22 protein-coding genes, 1 pseudogene and 1 riboswitch are annotated in these 23,434 nt (G+C 73.7%); of the genes and pseudogenes, 11 read left to right on the forward strand and 12 right to left on the reverse strand.

Annotated features, from left to right (window positions below; genetic code table 11):
* Positions 1-2 precede the first annotated feature (2 nt).
* The gene (gene thiS / locus ABZ693_RS09450) at positions 3-227 is read right to left on the reverse strand and encodes a sulfur carrier protein ThiS (protein WP_359875175.1); all 225 of its coding nucleotides are present in this window, start codon (positions 225-227) and stop codon (positions 3-5) included.
* A complete protein-coding gene (thiO, locus tag ABZ693_RS09455; protein ID WP_359875177.1) occupies positions 224-1,480 on the reverse strand; it encodes a glycine oxidase ThiO in 1,257 nt (418 codons plus the stop codon). The genes thiS and thiO overlap by 4 nt, the downstream gene beginning before the upstream one ends.
* Positions 1,478-1,590, reverse strand: a riboswitch (TPP riboswitch). Its footprint overlaps the gene before it by 3 nt.
* 145 nt (positions 1,591-1,735) lie before the next feature.
* On the opposite strand from thiO, the gene ABZ693_RS09460 reads away from it, so the two are divergent.
* From ABZ693_RS09460 to ABZ693_RS09480, 5 genes are all read left to right on the forward strand, one after another.
* Complete coding sequence (locus tag ABZ693_RS09460) at positions 1,736-2,959, forward strand: NAD(P)/FAD-dependent oxidoreductase (protein ID WP_359875242.1); 1,224 nt, start codon at positions 1,736-1,738, stop codon at positions 2,957-2,959.
* 43 nt (positions 2,960-3,002) lie between these two features.
* Entirely contained in the window at positions 3,003-3,368 is a 366-nt protein-coding gene (locus ABZ693_RS09465) for an Rv2175c family DNA-binding protein (RefSeq protein WP_359875179.1), read from the forward strand.
* 134 nt (positions 3,369-3,502) lie between these two features.
* Complete coding sequence (thiE, locus tag ABZ693_RS09470; RefSeq protein ID WP_359875181.1) at positions 3,503-4,186, forward strand: thiamine phosphate synthase; 684 nt, start codon at positions 3,503-3,505, stop codon at positions 4,184-4,186.
* Positions 4,187-4,485: 299 nt separating this feature from the next.
* The gene (gene metF, locus ABZ693_RS09475) at positions 4,486-5,403 is read left to right on the forward strand and encodes a methylenetetrahydrofolate reductase [NAD(P)H] (RefSeq protein ID WP_359875183.1); all 918 of its coding nucleotides are present in this window, start codon (positions 4,486-4,488) and stop codon (positions 5,401-5,403) included.
* A gap of 51 nt (positions 5,404-5,454) precedes the next feature.
* A complete protein-coding gene (locus ABZ693_RS09480; RefSeq protein WP_359875185.1) occupies positions 5,455-6,273 on the forward strand; it encodes a hypothetical protein in 819 nt (272 codons plus the stop codon).
* Between the two features lie 27 nt (positions 6,274-6,300).
* On the opposite strand, the gene ABZ693_RS09485 is transcribed toward ABZ693_RS09480, so the two are convergent.
* The 6 genes from ABZ693_RS09485 to ABZ693_RS09510 form a co-directional block, all read right to left on the reverse strand.
* Complete coding sequence (locus tag ABZ693_RS09485) at positions 6,301-6,993, reverse strand: type 1 glutamine amidotransferase domain-containing protein (RefSeq protein ID WP_359875187.1); 693 nt, start codon at positions 6,991-6,993, stop codon at positions 6,301-6,303.
* Between the two features lie 138 nt (positions 6,994-7,131).
* On the reverse strand, positions 7,132-8,571 hold the full coding sequence (locus ABZ693_RS09490; RefSeq protein ID WP_359875189.1) for a phytoene desaturase family protein: 1,440 nt from the start codon (positions 8,569-8,571) through the stop codon (positions 7,132-7,134).
* Positions 8,572-8,617: 46 nt separating this feature from the next.
* Positions 8,618-9,268 carry a DUF4126 domain-containing protein gene (locus tag ABZ693_RS09495; RefSeq protein WP_359875191.1) on the reverse strand — a complete coding sequence of 217 codons (651 nt, stop codon included), beginning with the start codon at positions 9,266-9,268 and terminating at the stop codon, positions 8,618-8,620.
* A gap of 346 nt (positions 9,269-9,614) precedes the next feature.
* Positions 9,615-10,223, reverse strand: a complete 609-nt coding sequence (locus tag ABZ693_RS09500; protein WP_359875193.1) for a TetR/AcrR family transcriptional regulator — start codon at positions 10,221-10,223, stop codon at positions 9,615-9,617.
* 65 nt (positions 10,224-10,288) lie between these two features.
* The gene (locus ABZ693_RS09505) at positions 10,289-12,427 is read right to left on the reverse strand and encodes a YhgE/Pip family protein (RefSeq protein WP_359875195.1); all 2,139 of its coding nucleotides are present in this window, start codon (positions 12,425-12,427) and stop codon (positions 10,289-10,291) included.
* Positions 12,399-13,424: an ABC transporter ATP-binding protein gene (locus ABZ693_RS09510; protein WP_359875197.1), complete on the reverse strand. Its 1,026-nt coding sequence runs from the start codon at positions 13,422-13,424 to the stop codon at positions 12,399-12,401. The genes ABZ693_RS09505 and ABZ693_RS09510 overlap by 29 nt, the downstream gene beginning before the upstream one ends.
* Before the next feature lie 134 nt (positions 13,425-13,558).
* On the opposite strand from ABZ693_RS09510, the pseudogene ABZ693_RS09515 reads away from it, so the two are divergent.
* Positions 13,559-13,873 (forward strand): annotated as a pseudogene (locus ABZ693_RS09515) (methyltransferase domain-containing protein); the annotation flags it as partial.
* 75 nt (positions 13,874-13,948) lie between these two features.
* Here the strand turns inward: ABZ693_RS09515 and tnpA are convergent.
* Positions 13,949-14,407 (reverse strand): IS200/IS605 family transposase, encoded by a 459-nt coding sequence (tnpA, locus tag ABZ693_RS09520; RefSeq protein WP_359875199.1) that lies wholly within the window; start codon positions 14,405-14,407, stop codon positions 13,949-13,951.
* 25 nt (positions 14,408-14,432) lie between these two features.
* Between tnpA and ABZ693_RS09525 the strand changes: the two genes are divergently transcribed.
* The 5 genes from ABZ693_RS09525 (at position 14,433) to ABZ693_RS09545 (ending at position 18,413) form a co-directional block, all read left to right on the forward strand.
* Positions 14,433-15,641, forward strand: a complete 1,209-nt coding sequence (locus ABZ693_RS09525) for an RNA-guided endonuclease InsQ/TnpB family protein (RefSeq protein WP_359875201.1) — start codon at positions 14,433-14,435, stop codon at positions 15,639-15,641.
* Positions 15,577-16,116 (forward strand): methyltransferase, encoded by a 540-nt coding sequence (locus tag ABZ693_RS09530; protein ID WP_359875202.1) that lies wholly within the window; start codon positions 15,577-15,579, stop codon positions 16,114-16,116. The genes ABZ693_RS09525 and ABZ693_RS09530 overlap by 65 nt, the downstream gene beginning before the upstream one ends.
* 88 nt (positions 16,117-16,204) lie before the next feature.
* Positions 16,205-16,738 (forward strand): SAV_6107 family HEPN domain-containing protein, encoded by a 534-nt coding sequence (locus tag ABZ693_RS09535; RefSeq protein ID WP_359875203.1) that lies wholly within the window; start codon positions 16,205-16,207, stop codon positions 16,736-16,738.
* A gap of 66 nt (positions 16,739-16,804) precedes the next feature.
* Positions 16,805-17,593 carry a class I SAM-dependent methyltransferase gene (locus ABZ693_RS09540; protein WP_359875204.1) on the forward strand — a complete coding sequence of 263 codons (789 nt, stop codon included), beginning with the start codon at positions 16,805-16,807 and terminating at the stop codon, positions 17,591-17,593.
* 412 nt (positions 17,594-18,005) lie between these two features.
* Positions 18,006-18,413: an SCO2097 family morphological protein gene (locus ABZ693_RS09545; RefSeq protein WP_359875205.1), complete on the forward strand. Its 408-nt coding sequence runs from the start codon at positions 18,006-18,008 to the stop codon at positions 18,411-18,413.
* Positions 18,414-18,559: 146 nt separating this feature from the next.
* Here the strand turns inward: ABZ693_RS09545 and ABZ693_RS09550 are convergent, their stop codons facing one another.
* Genes ABZ693_RS09550 through ABZ693_RS09560 form a run of 3 tightly spaced genes read right to left on the reverse strand, consistent with a single transcriptional unit; the run spans position 18,560 to position 23,339 of the window.
* Positions 18,560-20,923 carry a transglutaminase TgpA family protein gene (locus ABZ693_RS09550; RefSeq protein WP_359875206.1) on the reverse strand — a complete coding sequence of 788 codons (2,364 nt, stop codon included), beginning with the start codon at positions 20,921-20,923 and terminating at the stop codon, positions 18,560-18,562.
* Positions 20,920-22,278 (reverse strand): DUF58 domain-containing protein, encoded by a 1,359-nt coding sequence (locus ABZ693_RS09555; RefSeq protein ID WP_359875207.1) that lies wholly within the window; start codon positions 22,276-22,278, stop codon positions 20,920-20,922. Before ABZ693_RS09555 ends, ABZ693_RS09550 begins: the two co-directional genes overlap by 4 nt.
* Positions 22,278-23,339, reverse strand: coding sequence for an AAA family ATPase (locus ABZ693_RS09560; protein WP_359875208.1), 1,062 nt, complete (start codon positions 23,337-23,339; stop codon positions 22,278-22,280). The genes ABZ693_RS09555 and ABZ693_RS09560 overlap by 1 nt, the downstream gene beginning before the upstream one ends.
* Positions 23,340-23,434: the final 95 nt, after the last annotated feature.

The raw sequence follows: 23,434 nt of genomic DNA on the forward strand, positions 1-23,434 counted from the left end.
GTTCAGCCTCCCTGCACCGCGGTGAGGATCTCCACCCGGTCGCCCTCGCCGAGCCGGGTCGCCGCCCACGCGCCGCGCGGGACGACGGTCTCGTTGACGGCGGCGGCGACCCCGGAACGGGCCGGGGCGAGCTCGGCGACCAGGTCGTCGAGGGTGGCCGGGCCGGTCAGCGTCCGGGCCCGGCCGTTGACGGTCACGGTCACGGTGGCGGTGACGTCGGGGGTCATACGTACTCCAGGGGCGTGGGCGCGAAACGGCGGACGGTGAACGGGCGGGCCACGTCCGGCAGCGTGCCGGCGGTCAGTGCCTCCGCCATCGCGTCGCCGGTGACGGGGGCGAGCAGCACCCCGTTGCGGTGGTGCCCGGTCGCGAGGTGCAGTCCGGGCAGCGTGCTCGGGCCGAGCAGCGGCGCGTTGTCGGGGGAGCCGGGCCGCAGCCCGGCGCGGGTCTCGGTGAGCGGCAGCTCGGTGATGCCGGGCATCAGCTCGTGCGCGTCGCGCAGCAGCTCGTACACCCCGCCCGCGGTCACCGTCGTGTCGAAGCCCTGCTCCTCGGTGGTGGCGCCGACGACCAGCTCGCCGTTCTCGCGCGGCACCAGGTACACGTGGCTGCCGCGGACCATCGCGCGCACGGTCCGGGACAGGAACGGCGCGTACGCGGGCGGCACCCGCAGCCGCAGCACCTGCCCCTTCACCGGCCGGACGGGCGGCACCGCGTGCGCCGGTATCCCGTCGAGCCGGCCGCTCAGACTGCCCGCGGCGAGCACCACCTGGCCGGCCGCCACCGCGGTGCCGTCCGCGAGGTCCGCGCCCGCGGCCCGGTCCCGTACGACCGTGAGCCGCTCGGCCCGCGCGCGGTGGAACACCACCCCGGCCCGCTCGCACGCCACCACCAGCGCGTCCGCGAGCCGCCGCGGGTCGACCTGGTGGTCGCCGTCCACCCGTAGCCCGCCGCGTACCCCCGGCGCGAGCATCGGCTCCAGACGCCGGCACTCGCGGCCGCTCAGCCACTCGGCGGCGAGCCCGCAGCGGCGCTGCAGCGCGTGCAGTTCGCGCAGGTGCGCCCGGTCGTCGGCGTCGAGCGCGACCGCGAGGGTGCCGCAGGCGCGGTAGCCGACGTCCAAGCCGCCGGTGGCCTCGGCGAGTTCGGCGACGAAGGCGGGATAGCGGCGCGCCGAGGCGAGGTTGAGGCCGAGGAGGGTCTCCTCGCCGTAGTGGAGTTCGGTGACGGCGGCGAGCATGCCGGCCGCCACCCGGGCGGCCCCGCCGCCCGGTTCGGGATCGGCCACGGTGGTGCGCAGCCCGCGCTGCGCGGCCCGCCAGGCCGTGACCAGGCCGATGATCCCGCCCCCGATGACGAGGACGTCGGCGGTGTGCGACGACGTACCGGATGTGCCGGAATCACCGGAATCACCGGAATCACCGGAATCACCGGAATCACCGGAACGGCCTTGAGGTGACGTACTGGATGTACGCGGCATGGGCGTCCAGCCCCTCCCTTCGCCGGCATGACCCGGATCAGGTTCGTACGGTCGGAGGCCGGCCAGCCTCCCTCTCAGCCCGGTGCGTCCGGGCTCCCGCGAGTGCTCTACGGCCGCCAGACTAGCCCTCGCCCGGACGTGCGCCACAGGCCCCTCTCTCCGTCTCCGTTTTCTGACGGAGCGTCAGGTGCGTAAGGTGGCCGGGTGAGCGAGCAGAAGCAGGTACCCCACCACGTCGTGATCGCCGGTGCCGGAATGGCGGGCGTCCAGACCGCCGTCGCCCTGCGCGAACAGGGCTTCACCGGCCCCGTCACCCTCATCGGCGCCGAGCCGCACCAGCCCTACGACCGGCCCCCGCTGTCCAAGGCCGTCCTCCTCGGCAAGGCCGAGGACTCCGCCTTCGACATCGACTTCGACTCCCTCGACATCGCCCTCCGCCTGGGCGTCGAGGTCACCGGACTGCGCCCCGGCGACCACGAGATCGACACCGAGTCCGGCCCCGTCCCGTACGACACCCTCGTCGTCGCCACCGGCGCCCACCCGCTCACCCTGCCCGGCGGCGAGGGCGTCCCCGGCGTCCACCTGCTGCGCACCCTCGACGACGCCGGCCGCCTCGGCGCCGTCCTCAAGGCCCGGCACGACGTCGTCGTGGTCGGCGCCGGCTGGATCGGCGCCGAGTTCGCCACCGCCGCGCGCGAGGCCGGCTGCGCCGTCACCGTCGTCGAGGCCGCCGACCGGCCGCTGGCCGGTGCCCTGCCCGCCGAGGTCACCGCCCCGATGGTCCGCTGGTACGCCGAGAGCGGCGCCGATCTGCGGCTCAACGCGCGCGTGGACCGCGTCGAACCGGGCCGCGTCGTCCTCGCCGAGGGCGCCGAACGCTCCGGCGAGCGCACCGACCTGCCCGCCGACGCCGTCGTCGTCGGCATCGGCGCCCGTCCCGACACCGGCTGGCTGGCCGGCTCCGGCGTCGCCCTCGACCCGAACGGCGCGGTCACCGCCGACGACCGGCTGCGCACCTCGCTGCCCGACGTGTACGCGGTCGGAGACTGCGCCTCCTTCCCCTCCGCCCGCTACGGCACCCGGCTCCTCGTCCACCACTGGGACAACGCCCTCCAGGGCCCCCGTACGGTCGCCGCCGACATCGTCGCCACGACCTCGGGCACGGGCACGGCCTCGGACGCGGAAACAGGTGGGGTGCCGCCGTACGACCCGGTGCCCTACTTCTGGTCCGAGCAGTTCGGCCGCTTCGTCCAGTACGTCGGCCATCACGCCGACGCCGACACCCTGCTGTGGCGCGGCGACCCGGCCGACCCGGCGTGGAGCGTGCTGTGGCTGCGCGACGGCGTCGCCGTGGCGCTGCTCGCCGTCGGCCGCCCCCGCGATCTCGCCCAGGGCCGCCGGCTGATCGAGGGCGGCGCGGAAGTCGACCCGGTGAAGGCCGCAGACCCGGCCGTCCCCCTGAAGGCGGCACTCGGGTAGGGCCCGACTACCGACTGTCAGTCCGGGATGGCACGCTTGTCCCGTGACCGAGATTGACGCAAGAATTGATGCTCTCGTCCCCTCCTGGCTCTACCTCCCCGACATCGCGGAGCTCCTCGACATCGAGGTGACGCGCGTCCGGCAGATGGTCAAGGAGGGCCAGCTCATCGCCGTACGCCGCGGGGAGAACAACGCGCTCCAGGTACCCGCCGCCTTCATTCAGGACGGCCATGTGGTCAAGGGCCTCGTCGGCACCCTGACCCTCCTCAAGGACGACGGCTTCACCGACGAAGAGATGCTGGAGTGGCTGTTCACTCCGGACCCGAGCCTGCCCGGCACCCCCGCGCAGGCCCTCGGCGAGAATCGCGGCACGGAGGTGAAGCGCCGCGCCCAGGCGCTCGCCGTCTGACCCACGCACACACCCGTACGACCGCGCCCGTCCGTCCGTACGCCTCACCCGCGTACGGACGGACGGGCTCCGCGGACGCCGGCCGGCCCCCTCGGGAGCGGTGGCCCGCCCGGCGCCACCCGATGGGGGGAACCATGCCCACGCCGTCCCGCACCGCACCGCGCGCCCGGCTCGCCGACGCCCGGCTCTACCTGTGCACCGACGCCCGCAAGCGCCAGGGCGACCTGCCCGACTTCCTCGACGCCGTGCTCTCCTCCGGTGTGGACGTCGTCCAGCTCCGCGACAAGGGCATGGAGGCGGGCGAGGAACTCGACCACCTGGCCGTCCTCGCCGACGCCTGCCGCCGCCACGGCACCCTCCTCGCCGTCAACGACCGCGCCGACGTCTCCCACGCCATCCGCTCCGACGTGCTGCACCTCGGCCAGGGCGACCTGCCGGTGCCGGCCGCCCGCGCGATCCTCGGCGACGACGTGCTGATCGGCCGCTCCTGCCACGCCGAGCCGGAGGTCGCCGCGGCCGCCGCCGAACCGGGCGTGGACTACTTCTGCACCGGGCCCTGCTGGCCCACCCCCACCAAGCCCGGACGGTACGCGCCGGGCCTCGGCCTCGTGCGGTACGCGGCGAGCCTGGCCCAGGACCGGCCCTGGTTCGCCATCGGCGGCATCGACGAGACCAACCTGGACGAGGTGCTCGACGCGGGCGCCCGCCGGATCGTGGTCGTCCGCGCGCTCACCGAGGCCGCCGACCCCGCCGCGGCCGCCGCCTCCCTCGCCCGACGCGTCCGCGAGCGCGACGCGGAGCCCGCGCCGGTGGCCTGAGCGTCCTGAGCTCTACCGGCGCGGGGGCTCGTCGGGCCCGGCGACGGCCGGCCCGATCCCCGCGGGCGGAGGGGCGACGGCGAGAGCGACCGCCTCCCCGGCGGTCCCGGCCTCACCGATCGGCCTCGTGGCGGCGTGCGCGGGGCGTCCCTCCCAAGCCCCGACCCTGAACCGCGCCCGAACGGGACCCGAACAGGACCCGAACCCCGCCCCTCGCCGCGTGCCCGGCAGGTGTCCCGCGGGTGTCCACAAAGCGGACACGGTCCCGCTCCGCACCGGGCCCCGTCTAACCTGCCCGTATGGCCCTTGGTACCGCTTCCGTCCGTCCGGACCGCGCACGCACGGTCCGCGACATCCTCGCCTCCGGCGGGACCTCGTACTCGTTCGAGTTCTTCGCGCCGCGCAGCGAGAAGAGCGAGCAGAGCCTCTGGAACGCCATGCGCCGCATCGAGGCGGTCGCGCCGAGCTTCGTCTCCGTGACGTACGGGGCCGGCGGCTCCACGCGCGGCGGCACCGTCAAGGCCACCCAGAAGATCGCCTCCGACACCACGCTCACCCCGGTCGCCCATCTGACCGCGGTCGACCATTCCGTCGCCGAGCTGCGCAACGTCCTCGGCCGGTACGCCGACGTCGGCATCCGCAACATGCTCGCCGTCCGCGGCGACCCGCCCGGCGACCCGCTGGGCGAGTGGGTGGCCCACCCCGAGGGCGTCCACTACGCCGCCGACCTGGTCCGGCTGATCAAGGAGTCGGGCGACTTCTGCGTCGGCGTCGCCGCCTTCCCCGAGATGCACCCGCGCTCCACCGACTGGGACACCGACGTCCGGCACTTCGTGGACAAGTGCCGGGCCGGCGCGGACTACGCCATCACCCAGATGTTCTTCGATCCGGAGGCGTATCTGCGCCTGCGCGACAGCGTGGAGAAGGCCGGCTGCGACACGCCGATCATCCCCGAAGTCATGCCCGTGATCAGCGTGAAGACCCTGGAGCGGCTGCCCGTTCTGAGCAACGCGGCCTTCCCGGCGGACGTGAAAGACCGCATCCTCGCGGTGAAGGACGATCCGGCCGCTGTACGCTCCTTGGGGATCGAGTTCGCGACCGGGTTCTGCGCGCGGCTGCTCTCCGAGGGTGTCCCCGGACTGCACTTCATCACGCTCAACAACTCCGTGGCGACGCTCGAGATCTACGAAAATCTCGGACTGCACCAGCAGTCCTGACCGGCCGTACCCGCCCTGACCCGCGGCGGAGGCCGAAGGAGAGGGGCGGGCATGGGGTGGACGGTCCTCTACATCGCGTTCGGAGTGGTGGCGCTCTGGCTGCTCGGTGAAGTGCTGCTGCAGTACAAGGCGCGGCTGCGCTGGCGACTGCTCGCCTTCGGCGGCTTCCTGGGCGTGGTCCTGGGCGTGCTGCTGCCCTCCGTGTTCGTGATCGTCATCGGCGCCCTCGCCTTCGCCACCGGCCAGATCCTGGTGACGCTCTCCTTCCGCAGCGGCTTCTCCACCGGCTGGGCCCTCGGCGGCCGGCCGGGCGCCAGCCGCCGCCGCAAGGCGGGCGGCGAGGCCCGGCAGAACCCGACGCTGGAGGTCAGCGACCTCACCTACGAGGACGCCCACGCCCATGCCGACGCCGGTGCGGACCCGGCCGCCGGACCGGCGACGGCGGTGTACGCGACGGAGCCGATGCCCGAGGACACCGGCAACTACGGCGTCTACGACGGCTCGTACGGCCACCCGACCACCCAGGCCCCGGCCCACGACCAGACGGCGGCCTTCGCCGACCCGTACATCGGCGCCGGATACGGCCAGCAGCAGCCCGCGTACGACTACGGCACCGGCGGCGAACAGCAGAGCTACGCGGCTTACTCCGACCCGTACATCGGCGGCGGCCAGCCGCAGGACGGCTACCAGCAGCCGTACGCCGACCCGTACGCGGCCTCGTACGGCGGCTACGACACCCCGCCCGGCGGCGTCTGGGTCCCGCAGCAGCGCGACACCGAGCCGCAGCAGCCCCCGTACCCGCCGCAGGAGCCGCAGGGCGGCTACGGGCACTACGGCAACGTCAACGGCGGCGACCAGCAGTACCGCTGAGCGCGGCCCGAGACCCGACCCGGCCGGCTACGCCAGGGCCTTGATCAGCTCCTGGGCCAGGGCGGCGGAGGAGGCCGGATTCTGCCCGGTGTAGAGGTTGCGGTCGACGACGGTGTACGGCTGCCACATCTCGCCGCGCTCGAACAGCACCCCCAGTTCCTTCAGTTCGTCCTCCAGCAGCCACCGGGCCCGGGCGGCCAGGCCGACGGCGTCCTCCTCGTCGTTGGTGAACGCGGTGACCCGGTAGCCGGCGAAGGGGGAGACCCCGCGCACCCGGGTGGCCAGCATCGCGGCGGGGGCGTGGCAGACCACCGCGAGCGGCTTGCCGGAGGCGAGCGCCGCGGTCAGCAGCCGGCCGGCGTCGGCGTCGCACCACAGGTCCTCCATCGGACCGTGGCCGCCGGGGAAGTAGACGGCGTCGTAGTCCTCCAGGCGGGCCTCGGACAGCCGGATCGGCCGCCGGAGTTCCTCGGCGGACCGGATGACGCCCTCCAGCTCCAGGGCGGTCTCGGCACCGCCCGCCATGTCGGGGCGCAGGCTCGCCGGGTCGAGGCTCGGGACCACCCCGCCGGGCGTGGCCACCACGACCCGGTGTCCGGCCTCGGTGAGCGCCCGGTACGGCGCCGCGAACTCCTCGGCCCAGTAACCGGTGGGGTACCGGGTGCCGTCCTTCAGCGTCCAGTAGGGGGATCCGGTCATGACGAAGAGCAGTCCGGCCATGGTCGTTCACTCCTGCGGTCCGGGTTCACGGCCCGCGCCCGTGTCGCGGAACCGCCTTTTCCTCCGCCACGATCGCGCACCGGGCCGCCGCCCGCACCCGGACACCACCCTGCTACGGAGCCGTGAGGGTGGGGACCGTCACTGCGAGCCGCGGAAGTCCGCGCCCTCCACGATCAGACCGGCGACCAGGGCGCCCGACATCCCGGCGTGGGCGAGCCCGCCGCCCGGGTGGGACCAGCCGCCCGCGAAGTACAGCCCCGGCAGCGGCGACACGTTCGCGGCGGGCAGCCAGCGGCCCTTGTCCCCGGCGAGCGCGGGCCCGGGCACCTCGGCCGCGCCCGTTTCGAGCAGCGTGTCGTCGGGGGTGCGGACCTCCTGCCACAGCAGCCGGTCGCGCAGGTCCGGCACAGCCGCCTCCGCCTGCGTCAGCATCCGCTCGGCGAACGCCGTCCAGGACGGCAGGATCTCCGTCGTCGCGGTGACCGTCACCGACTCGTGCGCGTCGTCCGGCCGCAGCGCCGGGTCGCCGGGCCGCAGCACCGTCACCGTCGGCAGGGCCGCGGCGGCGTGCACCACCGTGCGGTGGACGGCCCCGGACTCGCGGGCGCCGCGCAGCGCCAGACACAGCGTCACCCGGCCCGTGCGCACCGGCTGGTGCCGCGGCCAGGTCTCGGGCCGGCTCGCCGGGAGTCCGGGGCCGACGATCCCCTCCCGGTACAGCGCCGGTACGGGCGCGCCCGCGACCACGTGGTCCGCGGGTACGGTCCGGCCGTCCGCGAGGCGCACCCCGGTCGCCCGGCCGGCCTCCTCCACGACGTCCGTCACCTCGGCGTCGAAGACGAACTCCACCCGCCGCTGCACGCACCGCTCGTACACCGCGTCCGCGAGCGCCCGGATGCCGCCGTCCACGTACCAGGTGCCGAAGGTCTGCTCCAGATACGGCAGGACGGCCGCCGAGGCGGGCGCGTCGGCCGGGTCGAAGCCGTACCCCCAGGCGTACGAGCCGAGCAGCGCGACCAGCCGCGGATCGCGCAGCTCGCGGTCGGCGACCTGGGCGAGCGTGGTCGTGGGGCGGCGCAGCAGACCGGCCTTGAGCGCCGGATAGGGGTCGCGGTTCAACGGGGTGACGTCGGCGGCCTGCGGCTCCTCCAGGAGCGGGCGCCGGGTGCGGTCCCAGGCCTCGCGGGCCCGGACCAGGAAGTCGCCCCAACGCGCGCCGGCGCCCGCGCCGAGCGCCGCGTCCAGGGCGGCGGCCGTACCGGCGCGCGAGGCGTTCGGCAGGTCGGCGCGGGTGCCGTCGGCGAAGACGTGCCGGCTCGCCGGGTCGACCTGGGTGAGCGTGACGCACTCCTCCAGGGGCTGCTTGCCGGTCTTGACGAACAGGTCGCGGTAGACGGCGGGCAGATGCAGCAGCCCGGGGCCGGTGTCGAAACCGAACCCGTCGCGCGTGAGGCGGCGCACCCCGCCGCCGTACGTCGCACCGCTCTCGTACACCGTCACGCGGTGGCCCGCCACCGCCAGCCGGGCGGCTGCCGCCATGGCGCCGAGACCCGCGCCGATCACCACAATCCGTGCCATGTCCGGGACTTTATCGGCAGCCGCCGCGCGTCCGTCGGGCGCGGTCTCAGTCCAGGTACGGGGTCGGGGGAGGCGGCGGTGGGGCGCCGGGCGCCGCGGCGGCGGCCCTGGCGAGCCGTTTCTCCTCGCGGCGCTGGGCCCGGCGCCGCCAGAAGCGGCGGACGCGGTGGGCGAGGAAGGCGAGCACCACCAGGCCGAGGACCAGGAACGTGCCCGCGATCAGGGACGCCGCCACCGGATGGAAGATCGCGAAGGTGACGAGACCCGCCACCCCCAGGTCCTCCAGGACGGACACCACGATGTTGGAGAACGGCTCCGGCGAACTGTTGATCGCCATCCGGGTGCCGGCCTTGACGAGATGGCTGAGCAGCGCCGTACCGCCGCCGACCGCGCCCGCCGCGACCTCCGGCAGCGAACCGGACTGCCCGGCGAGCAGCGCGGCCACGACCGCGCCGCTGACCGGCCGGATCACGGTGTGGACGGAGTCCCAGACGGAGTCGACGTACGGGATCTTGTCCGCGACGACCTCGCACAGGAACAGCACCCCGGCGACGATCAGGACATCGGGCCGTTGCAGCGCGCCGGGCACGTCGTCGGCGAGGCCGGTGGCGCCGAGGAGGCCGAGGAGCAGGACCACCGCGTACGCGTTGATCCCGCTCGCCCAGCCGCTTGTGAAGACCAGAGGAAGTACGGACACGCCCGGAATCGTAACCAGTATGAGTAGGGGTACCTAGGTGACGAGATGAGTAGCTGCGCGGATGGGCCGTGACCTGTGGGGACGGAAGAGTGGAGGGCACGGAAGGGGCGCGGCTCCGGTACCGCCGGCACGGGGCGGCGGAACGGGGCCGCGCGCCTGCCGGTACGGGGAAACGGGGAAAACGGGGGAAGCAGGGAAAACGGGGAACGGGATACGGGGTACGGGGGTACGTCAAAGAGCGCCGGTCCGGCGAGGCTCGCGGGGAACGAGCCGCACCGGACCGGCGCTCTCTTTTGGCATATGCCCGGCCGTACAGCGGCTGTAAGGCGGTACGGGGGGCGAGGGCTCAGCGGCCGCCGACCCGCCCGTGCAGCAGCCGCGACAGCGCCGCGTGGACATCGTCCAGGGACCGCCCGCTCTGGAACGCCTGCCAGTCGAGCGCGGCCACCAGCACCATGCCCACCAGGGCGGACGCGGTGAGCGGCACGTCGATCTCCTCGTTCAGCTCGTCGGCCGCCACGCCCTCGCGCAGCACGTCCTCGACGACCGCGACGGCCTCCTGACGTACCACCAGGAGCGTCGAGTTCCAGGCGCGTCCGGTGCGCCAGAGCTCCGCCACGTACAGCTGGGTGAAGGCCGGATACCGCTCGATGAAGACCAGGCCGGCCCGGATCATCGCGTCCAGCGCCTCGACCCGGGTGCCGCCGCGTCCGGCGGTCTCCTCGGCCGCCGTCCGCAGGGAGGCGGCGAGGAGGGAGACGCCGTGCCGCAGCAGCTCCTCGAAGAGTTCGGTCTTGCTCTTGAAGTTGTAGTAGACGGTGCCCTTGGCGACGCCCGCCCGTTCGGCGATCTCGTCGACCGTGGTCGCCGAGAAGCCCTGCTCCGCTATGAGCGTGACGGCGGCTTCGTAGAGCTTCGACCGGGTGGCCTGGCGACGGGTGCTGCTGCTGTCCATGGCGCGCATTCTCACAGGTCTGTCGGATCGGTGGCCGGGGCGGGCTTTCGCCGCTGCGTCAGAGGTCACAGCGACAGCTCCGGGTGCAGCCGGTCCAGCGTCCAGACCTGCTTCTTGCGGGCCGAGACGGCGGTCAGCGCGAGCGCGCCCACCGTGAACGCGGTCAGCACCGCGCACGCCTGCCAGACCGGTCCGAGACCGCCGCCGCTGATGAGCCGGCGCAGCGCCTCGACGACGTACGTCATCGGCAGATAGGGGTGGAGGGCGTTGAAGAAGCCGGGGCTGGTCTGCACCGGGTAGGTGCCGCCCGCCGAGGTGAGCTGGAGCATCAGCACCGCGAGCACCAGGATGCGTCCCGCCGCGCCGAAGCGGGCGTTCATCCACTGGATGAGGGCGGCGAAGCAGCAGGTCACCAGGGAGAGGAAGCCGACGGTGCCGGCGGACCTGGCCATCTCCAGGCCGAGTCCCCAGTGCAGGACGCCCATCAGCAGGGCCACCTGGAACACCCCGAGCGTGGCCACCGGCAGCCAGCCCGCGAGGGCGATCCGCCAGGCGGAGGCGCCCGCGGCGAGGGCGCGCCGGTTGAGCGGCTGGATGAGCATGTACGCCACCATCGCGCCGACCCAGAGGGAGAGCGGGATGAAGTACGGGGCGAAGCCGGTGCCGTAGTTGGGCGCCTTGTGCAGCGACTGGGAGGCGAGCTTGACCGGGTCGGCCATGACCTCGGTGCGCTGGTCGCGCTGCTGCTTGTCGTAGTCGGGGATCTTCTTCACGCCGTCGCCGAGACCCGCGGCCAGTTCGCCGGAGCCGTCCGCCAGCTTGAAGAGTCCGCCGTCGAGGTCGCCGGCGCCCTTGTTGAGCTTGCCGACGCCGGTGTCGAGGCTGGTCGCGCCGGAGCGCGCGCCGGTGAGGCCGGCGGCCAGCCGGTCCGCGCCGGCGGCGACCTTGTGGGCGCCCGTGTTCAGCTCGTTGATCTTCTTGACGGCGCCGTCGACGTCCTGGGTCAGCTGCGGGGCGCGCCGGGCCAGTTCGTCGGCGTCCTTCTTCATCTTGGCGAGCTGCGCGTCGAGGGCCTTCAGGTCGCCGGTGCGGTCCTTGGTCAGCTCGTTCAGGTCGTCGGCGATCATCACGACGTCGCCGGAGCTGACGGTGGCCTTCCGGAGCAGCTCGCACCCCTTGGCGTCGAGGACGGGGGCGGCCTTGACCGGGTCCTCGTCCGTGCCGGTGGCCGTGGTGGCGGCGGGCGGCGTGGTGAGGCACTGCTTGCGGTAGAGCGCGGACAGGTCGGTGTCGGCCCGGTGGGCGGCGGCGCGGGTGGTCGGGGCGCGACGCACCAGGTCGGCCAGGTTGTTGCGGGCGGCGATCGTCGAGTCGGAGACCAGCTTGGCCGAGTCGCGGATCGCCTTGGTGTCGGCGAGGTACGGACGGACCTTGCCGGCCTCGGTGTTGACCTTGTCGGCGAGCTTCTGGGTGCCGTTCGCGACCTGGCGGGAGCCGGTCTTGAGGTCCATGGCGCCCTTGTCGAGCTTGGTGATGCCGACGGCCAGGTCGCCGCTGCCCTTCTTGGCGTTCTTCAGGCCGTCGGCCAGGTTCTTGGATCCGGCCTTCGCCTTGTCGACGCCCTCCTTGAGGTCACCGGCGCCCTTGGCCGCCTCGGCGGTGGCGTCGTGCAGGTCTGAGAAGGAGATGAAGATCTTGTCGAGGAAGGTCCGCGAGGACTTGGTGGAGGCGGCGCTGCGCACCTCGGCGAAGACCGAGCGGGAGATCGAACCGACGATGTAGTTGTTGGCGTCGTTCGTCCGCACCTGCAGCGCGCCGGTCTCGGGGGAGTCGCCGGAGCTGGAGGCGATCCGCTCGCTGAAGTCGGCGGGCATGGTGAGGGACAGGTAGTACGTACCGTCCTCGACGCCCTTGCGGGCCTCCTCGTCGCTCACCTCGTGCCACTCGAAGATGCCGCTGTCGCGCAGGTTCTCGGTGATGTCGGCGCCCGCGGTGATCTTCTGGCCGGCGGCGGTGGCGCCCTTGTCCTCGTTGACGAGGGCGACGGGGAGTTTGTCGAGCCTGCTGTACGGGTCCCAGAACGACCACAGGTACAGCGCGCCGTACAGCAGCGGCAGCAGCAGGATCGCGACGAGCGCGGCCCGCGGAAGCTTTCCCCTGCCGAACCGCTTCAGCTCAAGCGCGGCAAGCCTCGGCGAGCGCATCGGCGTCCCTCTTCCCGGTCGTCGTGGTGGTGGTCTCGGCGGCGGCGTCGCCCTCGACGGTGGGGGGCGTGGCCGGCTCGGCGGGCGCGGGGGCCTCGGCGACCTTGGTGGTCTTGGTGAGCTTGGTGACCGGAGTGACCGGAGTGACCGGAGTGACCGGGACGGCCTTGATGTCCTTGGCGGCCTTGGCCGTTCCGGAGGTGGCGGCGGCGGGTCCGGCCGCCGGCTCGGGCCGGGCGTGCTTGGCGCGCGAGACGGGGGCGGCGGGGGCCGGGGTGGCGGTGGCCGTGGCGGTGGGGGAGATCCGCAGGGCGTCCTTCGGGGCCTCGCTGCACACGGCGAGCACGGTGATGCCGGACGCGGCGACGGACCGCAGCAGTTCCCAGGCCTCGGCGCGGTCGGCGTCCGAGAGCTTGAGGTCGGTGTCGTCGACCGCGAGCAGCCGGGGCCGGCCGATGAGGGCGAGGGCGACGGACAGCCGCAGCGCCTCCAGGCGTTCCAGATCCCGCACGGACGTGCGTTCGCCCTTCTCCAGCGTGCCCAGGTCGAGCCCGGCGGCGGCCAGGGCGGTGTCGATCCGGGCCCGGGCGGTGGCGCGGCGCTCGGCGGGCGAACGCAGCAGCATCTTCAGGGAGCCGTCGAACCGGCGCTGGAGCAGGGCGCGTTCGCGCAGGTGCTCGGCGACGGTGAGGGCCGGGTCCAGGTCGCTGACGCCGGGAACCGGGCCGAGCGCGCTGATCCGGCGGACGGCCGCCATCTTGCGCGGCAGCCGCAGCCCGGCGACCTCGGCGTGGCCCTCCGTGGGCTTCATCCGCCCGGAGAGCGCGAGGAGCAGGCAGGTGCGGCCGGAGCCGGACGGGCCCTCGATCGCGACGAGACTGCCGGGCGCCGCCTCGAAGGTGATGCCGCGGAACACCCAGCCGCGCGGGCCCTTCAGCCCGAATCCGTCCGCGACGACGGCGGCGGCACCGTCCGGCTTGTCCGGGTTCGTTGTCACGATCCCCCCTGAAATCCTTTTGCACTGACCAGTCAGTGCAAAAACTACCCCGGAGATCGCCCCCGCGCAAAACCGCCCGGCGCCGGCGCCTTCTCCCTTTGCCCGGGCGTGAGTTGGCCCGCTAGGAACGAGACATGCATCCGTCAGCCGGCCCCGCAGATTCCATCGATCCCGCCGATTCCCCCAGTCGCCCCGATTCCGCCGTTCTCGCCGATCCCCGCTCCTTCGACCGCTTCGCCCGCGACTACGACCGCTTCGTGACCCTGCTCCCCGGCCGCAACACGTCCTGGCTGCTCGGCCTCGCCCCGGGCGGCGGCCGCGCCCTGGACGCCGGCTGCGGCTCCGGACACGCGGCACTCGCCCTGGCGGACCGCTACGAGGAGGTCGTCGGCGTGGATCTGAGCCACCCTCTGATCGCCCTCGCCGAAGCCACCCGCGCCCTCCCCCGGGTGCGCTACCGGGTCTATTCGCAGTGCACCGGGCTTCAGGCCGGTGGTGAGGCGAATCCGAGAACTGCTCTGACCTCAGCTGCGGGCACGAATCTGCGCTGTTCGCCTCGGCCCGGGTCGGAGCGGCCGGTTCTGCTGCTCGATGTACTGCTTCACGATGCTGAGCGGCGCACCGCCGACCGACCCGGCGAAGTGCGAGCCGGACCACAGGCGCTGCGCCCGCCAGTAGTGCCGGACGAGGTCGGGGAACTCCTGGCGGAGCCTGCGCGAGGACACGCCCTTGAGGGAGTTCACGAGCCTGGACACCGCGACCTTCGGCGGGAAGTTCACCAGCAGGTGGACGTGGTTGGCCTCGCCGTTGAACTCCACCAGCTCGGCCTCGAAGTCCTCGCACACGGCCCGCATGATCTCCTCGCACCGCGTCAAGTGCCGGTCAGCGAATACCTTGTGCCGGTACTTCGTCACGAAAACCAGGTGGACGTGCATGCGGAAGGCACAGTGACGGCCTGTACGAACGTTCTCATCGATACCCATAAACCAACTGCGTATCGTGATCCTCGTGCAGCTTCGGTACAGCTTCCGCTTGTACCCGAGCGCCGGTCAGCGCACAGCGCTGGCGAGGGCGTTCGGGTGTGCTCGGGTGGTCTACAACGACGCCCTGCGGGCTCGGGAGACCGCCCGCGGCGAAGGCTTGCCGTTCCCGAAGACCGGCGGCCTGTCGAAGGCGCTCATCACCGAGGCGAAGAGCACCCCGGAGCGGGCGTGGCTCGGCGAGGTGTCGTCGGTGGTCCTTCAGCAGTCTCTTAGGGACCTGGATGCCGCGTACCGGAACTTCTTCGACGGTCTGAAGGGCAAGCGCCCGCGCATGGGTGCGCCCCGGTACAGGTCCCGCAAGGACACGCGGCAGTCCGTCCGGTTCACTGCGAACGCCCGCTGGTCGGTCACCCCGGGGCAGAAGCTGCGCCTGCCGAAGATCGGCGACCTCACAGTCAAGTGGTCCCGCTCCCTGCCCTCGACGCCGTCCACGGTGACGGTGGTGAAGGACTCAGCGGGCCGGTACTTCGCGAGCTTCGTCGTCGAGACCGGCCCGGAGGAAGTCCTGCCCGAGGTCGCGCCCGAGGTGGGCATCGATCTCGGACTCGGGCACTTCGCCGTCCTCTCCGATGGGACGAAGGTCGACAGCCCGCGCTTCCTGCGCCGGGCCGAGAAGCGCCTGAAGAAGGCGCAGCGGGATCTCTCCCGCAAGGAGAAGGGATCCAGCAACCGGAACAAGGCCCGGCTGAAGGTCGCTCGCGCTCACGCGCGGGTGGCCGACGCACGCCGCGAGTTCCACCACCGGCTCTCCACGAAGCTGATCCGCGAGAACCAAGCGGTCGCGGTGGAGGACCTGGCGGTCAAGGGACTCGCCCGCACGCGCCTGGCCAAGTCCGTCCACGACGCCGGATGGTCGGCGTTCGTGAGCATGCTGGAGTACAAGGCCGCCCGGTACGGGCGCGCCTTCGTGAGGATCGGCCGGTTCGAGCCGACCTCGCAGGTGTGCTCGCAGTGCGGCGTGAAGGACGGGCCCAAGCCCCTGAGTGTCCGCGTATGGACGTGCGAGGCGTGCGGGGCCGTCCTCGACCGGGACGTGAACGCGGCGGTCAACGTCGCCAAGGCCGCCGGACTGGCGGTGTCAGCCTGTGGAGCGCGGGTAAGACCGGAACGTGTTCCGGCACCGCGCAGCGAAGCAGGAACCCACCCGAAACCGCAGCCTTCAACGGCACGGTAGGCGGGAATCTCCCCCTTCAGGAGGGAGAGGATGTCAACTCGCCCAGGACCTCTTCGACCTGGCGGACGCCGACGGCTTCGACCTCGTCTACAGCCATACGACGCTGCATCACCTGGACGACTGCCGCGCGGGCCTGGAACACCTCAAGCGTCTCGCCCGCCCCGGCGGCACCATCGCCCTCGTCGACAACGTCTGCGATCGCTACCCGACCCCGCCCCGCCGCGCGTACACCTGGCCCGCCCTCTGGAACTTCCCCCGCGAGCTGTGCCGCCTCGGTCCGCGCGACGCCTGGTTCCAGCTCCGCTTCTGGCGCAGCCGCCCCTGGCTGGACCATCTGCTGAGCGACCGCTACCTGTCCCGCGCCGCGTTCCGCGCCCTCTACGGCTCCGTCTTCCCCGGCGCCCGCTTCGACGACCTCGGCTTCGCCCTCGCCATGACCTGGACGGCCCCCGAATCCTCCGCGCCCGGGATGTGAACGCGCAGGTCAGCGTGATTGTCAGTGGCGGCGGGCAGGATGGGGACATACGGCACTTGTGCCGTCATTCGACGACAGGAGGCTCGTCATGGCCGGCCAGTTCGCCGCCGCCGCGTCCCGGCGCCGTACCGGAAGTCGCCCTGCCCCCGCCCGTACCGGACCCGCGTCCGACATCCACCCCGTGCCGCGCCGCACCTCGGCGCCGCCCGCCGCCCTGGACCTGCTCGCCAAGGCCCGGGCCGGACTGGACGAGGCCGCCGCGCTCGACGTACCCAACGAGCGGTACGCCACCGCCCACCTCGCCGCCCTGCGCACCGCCGCCGCCGTGCTCGCCGCGCGCGGCCGGCCCGAGCGGGACGCGCGCCGGCGGGCCCGGATCCGCAGCGCGTGGTCGGTGCTGCCCGAGATAGCACCCGAACTGACCGAATGGAGCGCCCTGTTCGCCTCCGGCGCCGACCGCCGGGCCCGTGCCGAGGCCGGGATCCCCGGGGCGGCCACCCGGCGGGACGCCGACGACCTCCTCCGGGACGCCGCCCTCTTTCTCCGGATCGTCGAACGGCTGCTCGTCCTCCGGCCGCTCCTGCCCCGCCAGACGGCGCTGGGGGAGGGGGACGGGGGATGACCTGGAGAGACAGGCCGAGGCCATAGGGTGGGGGCGTTCGTACCCGTCACCGAGGAGCCAACAGTCGTGTCGGACCCTTCCGCTGTCTCCGGCCGAGAGACGACCGCGCGCCCGTCGCGCGCCTCCCTGCGCACCGCCGTCGTCTGGGACGTCCTGAAGGACGCTCTCGACCGCCGGGTCAAGGCCACCGGGAAGGACAGCCTCGATGTCCTCGACACGGGCGGCGGCTCGGGCAACTTCGCGGTTCCGGCGGCCCGCCTCGGCCACCGGGTGACCGTCGTCGACCCCAGCCCGAACGCGCTCTTCGCGCTGGGCCGGCGCGCCGCCGAGGCCGGCGTCGCCGACCGGGTGCGGGGAGTCCAGGGGGACATCCGAGGCCTGTTCGACGTCGTCGACCGGGAGGGCTTCGACATCGTCCTGTGCCATGGCGTCCTGGAGTACGTGGACGACCCGGCCGAGGGCGTCCGGAACGCCGCCGCCGCGCTGCGGCCCGGGGGCAGCCTCAGCCTGCTCGCCGCCGGGCTCGGCGGCGCCGTGCTGGCCCGCGCCCTCGCCGGTCACTTCACCGAGGCCCGGCACGCGCTCGGCGACCCGGCCGGCCGCTGGGGCGAGGGCGACCCGGTGCCCCGGCGGTTCACCGCCGAGCAGCTCTCCGGCCTCGCCGCCGGCGCCGGACTCGACGTGGGCTCCGTGCACGGCGTCCGGGTCTTCGCCGACCTGGTGCCGGGCGTCCTCGTCGACACCGAGCCCGGCGCCGCCGAGGCCCTGATGCGCCTGGAGGCCGCGGCGGCCGAGCTGCCGTCCTTCCACGCGGTCGCCTCGCAGCTGCACGTCCTCGGCGAGAAGCAGGCCTGAAGCGGGCTTGAGGCGGGCCTGAAGCGGGCTTGAGGCGGTTCCGAGGCAGGCCTGAAGCCGGGCCCGGCCCCGCCCGGCGCCGGATCCCCGAGGCCGCGGATCCGGGGCCACCCGCCCGGCGGTGCCCCGTGTCCGGCCCCTCGGACGCGGGTGTCCCCGCTGAGCAGCGGCGCGGCGGCGGACGGAGTACGCCGCGGGCCGTCCATACGGGGAGCGGTCCCCGTATGATCGAGGGAGCACCATCCGGCATGACGGACAGGGGGCCGGGGAATCTACCCCCAACCACCCGGTTCGCATGGCGGCCCGGATGAGCGATTTGGCTTTGAGGGCGGGTTTCACGGGGGCGATTCCCTGCCTATCCTGAAAGGGCCGCAAACCGGTCGCCCCCGCGACCGACGACTAGGAGGACCCCGTGCCGCTCTCGGAGCACGAGCAGCGCATGCTCGAGCAGATGGAGCGAGCGCTGTACGCCGAAGATCCCAAGTTCGCGACAGCGCTTGAGGGAAGCGGGCTGCGCACGTACACCCGGCGACGGGTGTACCAGGCAGTCGCCGGCTTCCTGGTGGGTATCGCGCTCCTCATGGCCGGCATGATCGCCCCCGATTACTGGATCATCAGCGTGGTGGGCTTCCTCGTCATGCTGGGCTGCGCGGTGCTGGCCGTCACCGGCTGGCGCAAGGCGCCGAAGCCGGGCGAGCAGCAGCCGCCGCGAGGCGGCGTCGGCGCGGGCCGGCAGACCCGGCAGCGCCGCACGATGATGACCCGGATCGAGGACCGGTGGCAGCGCCGCCGCGACGAACAGCAGGGCGGTCACCACTGACGCGGTCTTCCCGGCCTCGCCGGACACGACCCGAGCGTCGGACACGACCCAGGACCTGAGGAAGGCCCGCACCCCCGGTGCGGGCCTTCCTCACGTTCGGAGACCGGACGGTCCTGACGGGGCCGCCCGGAGACCGGACGGCCCCGTCAGGACGCCTTGCGGAGCGGCAGCCGCAGCGGCGGTACGGCCGCCCGCAGGGCCGCGAGCCGCTCCTGGACCGCCCACACCACCCGGACCGCCGAACGCGGCGCCAGCACCGCTCGCAGCCGGATCCGCCGGGACGCCGCCCGGTGGAAGCCGTGCCGGATGATCCGCGCCTCGGCCGGCAGGCCCTCCGCGGGCCGGGGCCGCGGGGCGTAGAGGGTCTCCTCGACCGCCCCCGCCACCCGGTGCACCGCCTCCGCCGCGTCCAGCTCCAGCTCACCCAGGCGCACCAGCCGCTCGGCCGTCGCGCGCGGCGTCCGCGACTCGTCCTGCGTGACCCCGTAGTCCCAGGCCGTGTCGTTGATCTCGCGCCACACCGTGAGCACCCCGCCCGCCGGGCCGAGCCGCCGGGCCCGGATCCGGGCCCGCCACAGCAGCGGCAGCAGCGGCAGGAGGAGCACCAGCAGGAGCACCAGGGACAGCCACACGATCCGGGACGTCGGCAGGCCGTCGTCGTCCGAGGCCGCGGCGCCCGCCGCCTGCTCCGGCCCGCAGCCGCCGAGGCGCTTCTCCTGCGCCGAGCAGCTCGCCGAGGCGCTCGGCGCCGCCGAGGGCTCGTTCGACGCGCCGGCCGTGGGCTGTGCCGAGGGGGTCGCACCGCCGCTCGGGGTCTGCTCCCGGGTGTACGAGGGCGTGGAGCCGCGCGACGGCGTCGGCTCGAAGCGGGTCCAGCCGACGCCCTCGAAGTACAGCTCGGGCCACGCGTGCGCGTCCCGGATGCCGACCGAGACCGCGCCGTCCGGCTGCGGGGTGCCCGGCATGAAGCCGACGGCGACCCGGGCCGGGATGCCCAGGGTGCGGGCCATCGCCGCCATCGAGAAGGAGAAGTGGACGCAGAAGCCCTCCTTGTCCTGCAGGAAGCGGGAGATCGCCTGTACGCCCGTGCCGGACTCGACGGTGACGTCGTACCGGAAGCCGCCGTCCCGGGTGAACCAGTCCTGGAGCTTCACGGCCCGCTCGTAGTCGTCGCCCGCCCCCCGGGTGACCTGAAGGGCGGTCTCCCGCACGTCGGCGGGCAGCGAGGCCGGTACGCGCGTGTACTCGCGGCGCAGCGCCTCCGGGGCGGGCGGGGCCGCCGCCAGCTGTTCGGCGGTGGGCCGCACGTCCAGGCTGCCGACCATGTAGCGGGCGCCCCGGGTGGTCTGCCCGTTGTCGCCGACGAGCATCCGGCCGGTCGGCTCGTACCGCCAGCTGCCGCCGATGGATACCCGGGACGCCGGGAACGGCATCGGCAGCCACTTCTGCTCGTACGCCGTGGAGGCCACCAGGTTGGTGGTGATCTCCCCGGTGTCGACCCCCTGGGAGAGCCCGGCGGGCCGGGGCAGCGACTCGGGCAGGTCCTGTACGGGGCGTACGGAGGACTTCCAGGAGGTGCCGTCGAACTGGTCGAGGGCGACGAGCCGCAGGTAGAGGCCGCTGGTGTCGACGGCGTTCGTCCGGTAGCGGAGCACCTCGCGGTCCTCCGGCTGACGCAGGTTGTTCTGCAGCGAGACCAGCGGGTTCACCGCCGAGATCGTGCCGCCCTTGCCGTTGCCGGCGCCCGGGCCGTTCCCGGGGCCGCCGAGGAATCCGCCGCTCAGATTGGGCAGCGCCAGCGGTACGACGAGCGCGACCCCGAGCGCGACCGCGCCGATCCGCCGCCCGGTGCGGACCGGGGCGGACGCCGAGCCGCCGTCGCCGGGCGCGGAGCCGGGCCGGCCGGAGCGGTGCGCGCCGCCGAAGACCCGGCCCCAGCGCGAGAGCCGGTCCCGGCCCTCGGTCAGGAGCAGCACCAGATAGCCGGCCGCGGCCGGCAGGAAGAACAGCCAGCCCGCGCCGCCGCCGGACAGGCCGGCGGCCACCGAGTACAGCGCGAGCAGCGGCAGCCCGGCCGGGGCCGCGCCGCGGAACGTCACCGCCAGCGTGTCCACCAGCAGGCCGATCACCGCGACGCCGGTGACCAGCAGCAGCCGGATGCCGGCGGTGCTGGGCGCGGGCGGCGCGTACGTCCCGACGTCGTTCACGCCCTCCTCGAAGAGCGTCGCGAAGGCGGCGAAGGCGTCCGGGCCGGGCAGGAGGCCGAGGAGGGCCTCCGACCGGGCGAAGACCGGCGTCAGCGCCAGGAGGGTCACCAGGACCTGCGCGCCGATGGTCAGCGGCCGGGCCAGCGGCACCCGCCGGGTCAGGGTGCCCACCAGGCTCTGCAGGCCCACCACGAAGGCCGCCGTGAAGATCCAGGTCGCCGGCTTTACCAGCGGCAGCAGCGCGGCGGACGCGGCCAGCGTGGCCCCGTACGCCGCGAGCGTCAGCCGTCCGCGCCCGCTCATGACCAGCCTCCGTACGTGTCGGCCGCGGGGGCCTGGGTGGGCGTCCCGCCGGCGAGCTGCCACAGTTCGGCGAGCCGGTCGCCGGGGGACACCGCGAACGCCTGCCAGCCGGCTTCCCGCAGCCGGCGCACCCGGTCCTCCACGGCCCCGGCGACGGCGCCGCCGGTCAGCCAGGTGCCGGAGTCCAGGACGAAGGCGACGGCGGCGCCGCGCCGCTGCCGCATCCGGGCGGTCAGCGCCGTCTGCTCCTCGTCGAGGTCGCCGAAGAAGGCCACGAGCAGGCCCTCGTGCCCGCCGCGCAGCACGTCGAACGCGCGCGACAGGCCGGCCCCGTCGGAGTGGTCGACGACCGCGAGGGTGTCCATGAGCAGCCCCGCTGCCTCCGCTTGATCCTGGCCGGAGCCCGCGAAGCCCTCCGAGCCCTCGCCGGGCACGCTGCTGCCGGTGTCGGTGAGCAGCCGGACCGCGTACCCGCGCTCCAGGAGGTGCGTGAGGACGGACGCGGCGCCGGACACCGCCCACTCGAAGGCCGAGTCGGGGCCGCCGCCCTCGTAGGCGAGCTCCCGGGTGTCGAGCAGCACCGTGCAGCGGGCCCGCTGCGGCTGCTCCTCGCGGCGCACCATCAGCTCGCCGTAGCGGGCGGTGGAGCGCCAGTGGACCCGGCGCAGGTCGTCGCCGTGCCGGTAGGCGCGCGGAATGATGTCGTCGTCGCCGGCCAGCGCGAGGGAGCGCTGCCGGCCCTCGCCGTAGCCGCCGGCCTCGCCGCCGAGCGTGACCGGCGGCAGCGGTTCGGTGCGCGGGATGACGGTGAGGGTGTCGTACGCGCTGAAGGAACGGGTCAGCTCGCACATCCCGAAGGGGTCGCCCAGGCGCAGCTGGAGCGGGCCGAGCGGGAAACGTCCGCGCAGGTCGGAACGGACCCGGTAGGAGACCTCGCGGCGGCCGCCGGCCTCGACCCGGTCGAGGACGAAGCGGGGGCGCGGGCCCAGCATGTACGGCACGTGGTCCTGGAGCATGAGCAGGCCGGTGGGCACCCGCGACACGTTGTCGACCCGCAGGTGGACCCGGGCCTCGGAGCCGGTCTCGACCCGCTGCGGGGCGAGCCGGCGGCTGCCCGCGACCCGGTAGCGGGTGCGGTGCGCGGCGACGACGCAGATCAGCGGCAGGACGGCGAGCAGTAAGCCGACGCGCAGCAGGTCGGCCTGGCCGAGGACGTACGCGCAGCCGGCGGCGGCGATCCCGGCGGCCAGGAAGGACCGGCCGCGGGTGGTGAGACCGGCCAGGGCGGCCCGCAGGCCGCCCCGTCCGCCGTCCTCGCCGTCCGCCGCGTGGTCCCGGGGGGCGGCGGCGTTCATCACGGCCGCCGGGAGTCGGGCAGACCGCGGCCGTAGAGCGGCCCGGCGTTCTGCGCGGGGGCCCCGGGCCGGCCGGGGTGCGGTGCCGGTCCGGGGGCCGAGGCCGGGACCGGGGTGCCCTGGAGGATCTCGTCGACGACCTGTTCGGCGGTACGCCGGTTCAGCTGGGCCTGCGCGGTGGGCAGCAGCCGGTGGACGAGCACCGGGGCGGCCAGCGCCTGGACGTCGTCGGGCAGCACGTACTCCCGGCCGGCCAGCGCGGCGGACGCCTTCGCGGCCCGCAGCAGATGCAGGGTGGCCCGCGGCGAGGCGCCGAGCCGCAGGTCGGGGTGGCTGCGGGTGGCGGCGACCAGGTTCACCGCGTAGCGCCGTACGGACTCGGCGACGTGCACGGCGCGCACCGCCTCGACCAGCTTGAGCACGTCGTGGGCGTGGGCGACCGGCTGGAGGTCGTCCAGCGGCGAGACCGCGCCGTGCGTGTCGAGCATCTTCAGCTCGGCCTCGGGGCTCGGGTAGCCCATGGAGACGCGCGCCATGAAACGGTCGCGCTGCGCCTCCGGCAGCGGATAGGTGCCCTCCATCTCCACCGGGTTCTGGGTGGCGACCACCATGAAGGGGCTGGGCAGCTCGTAGGTCTGGCCGTCCACCGTGACCTGGCGCTCCTCCATGGACTCCAGGAGCGCGGACTGGGTCTTCGGGGAGGCCCGGTTGATCTCGTCGCCGATGACGATCTGGGCGAAGATCGCGCCCGGCTTGAACTCGAACTCGTGACGCTGCTGGTCGTAGATCGACACCCCGGTCACGTCCGAGGGCAGCAGGTCCGGCGTGAACTGGATACGGCGGACCGAGCAGTCGATGGACCGCGCCAGGGTCTTGGCCAGCATGGTCTTGCCGACGCCGGGTACGTCCTCGATGAGGAGATGTCCCTCGGCGAGCAGCACCGTCAGCGCGAGGCGTACGACTTCGGGCTTGCCCTCGATCACGCTTTCCACCGACCCGCGGACCCGCTCCGCTGTGGTGGTCAGATCCGTGAGGCTCGCTCGATCGTCAAAGGTCGTCACCCGGCCCTCCTCGGCCCTTTCGCAGCACAGACACCTGCCCCCGGCACGAAGGCCGGGGGGTGTCACCGTGCATTGTTGTCACCGGGAACGGTTCG

Source organism: Streptomyces laurentii (genome assembly GCF_040635425.1).
Taxonomy (GTDB): domain Bacteria; phylum Actinomycetota; class Actinomycetes; order Streptomycetales; family Streptomycetaceae; genus Streptomyces; species Streptomyces laurentii.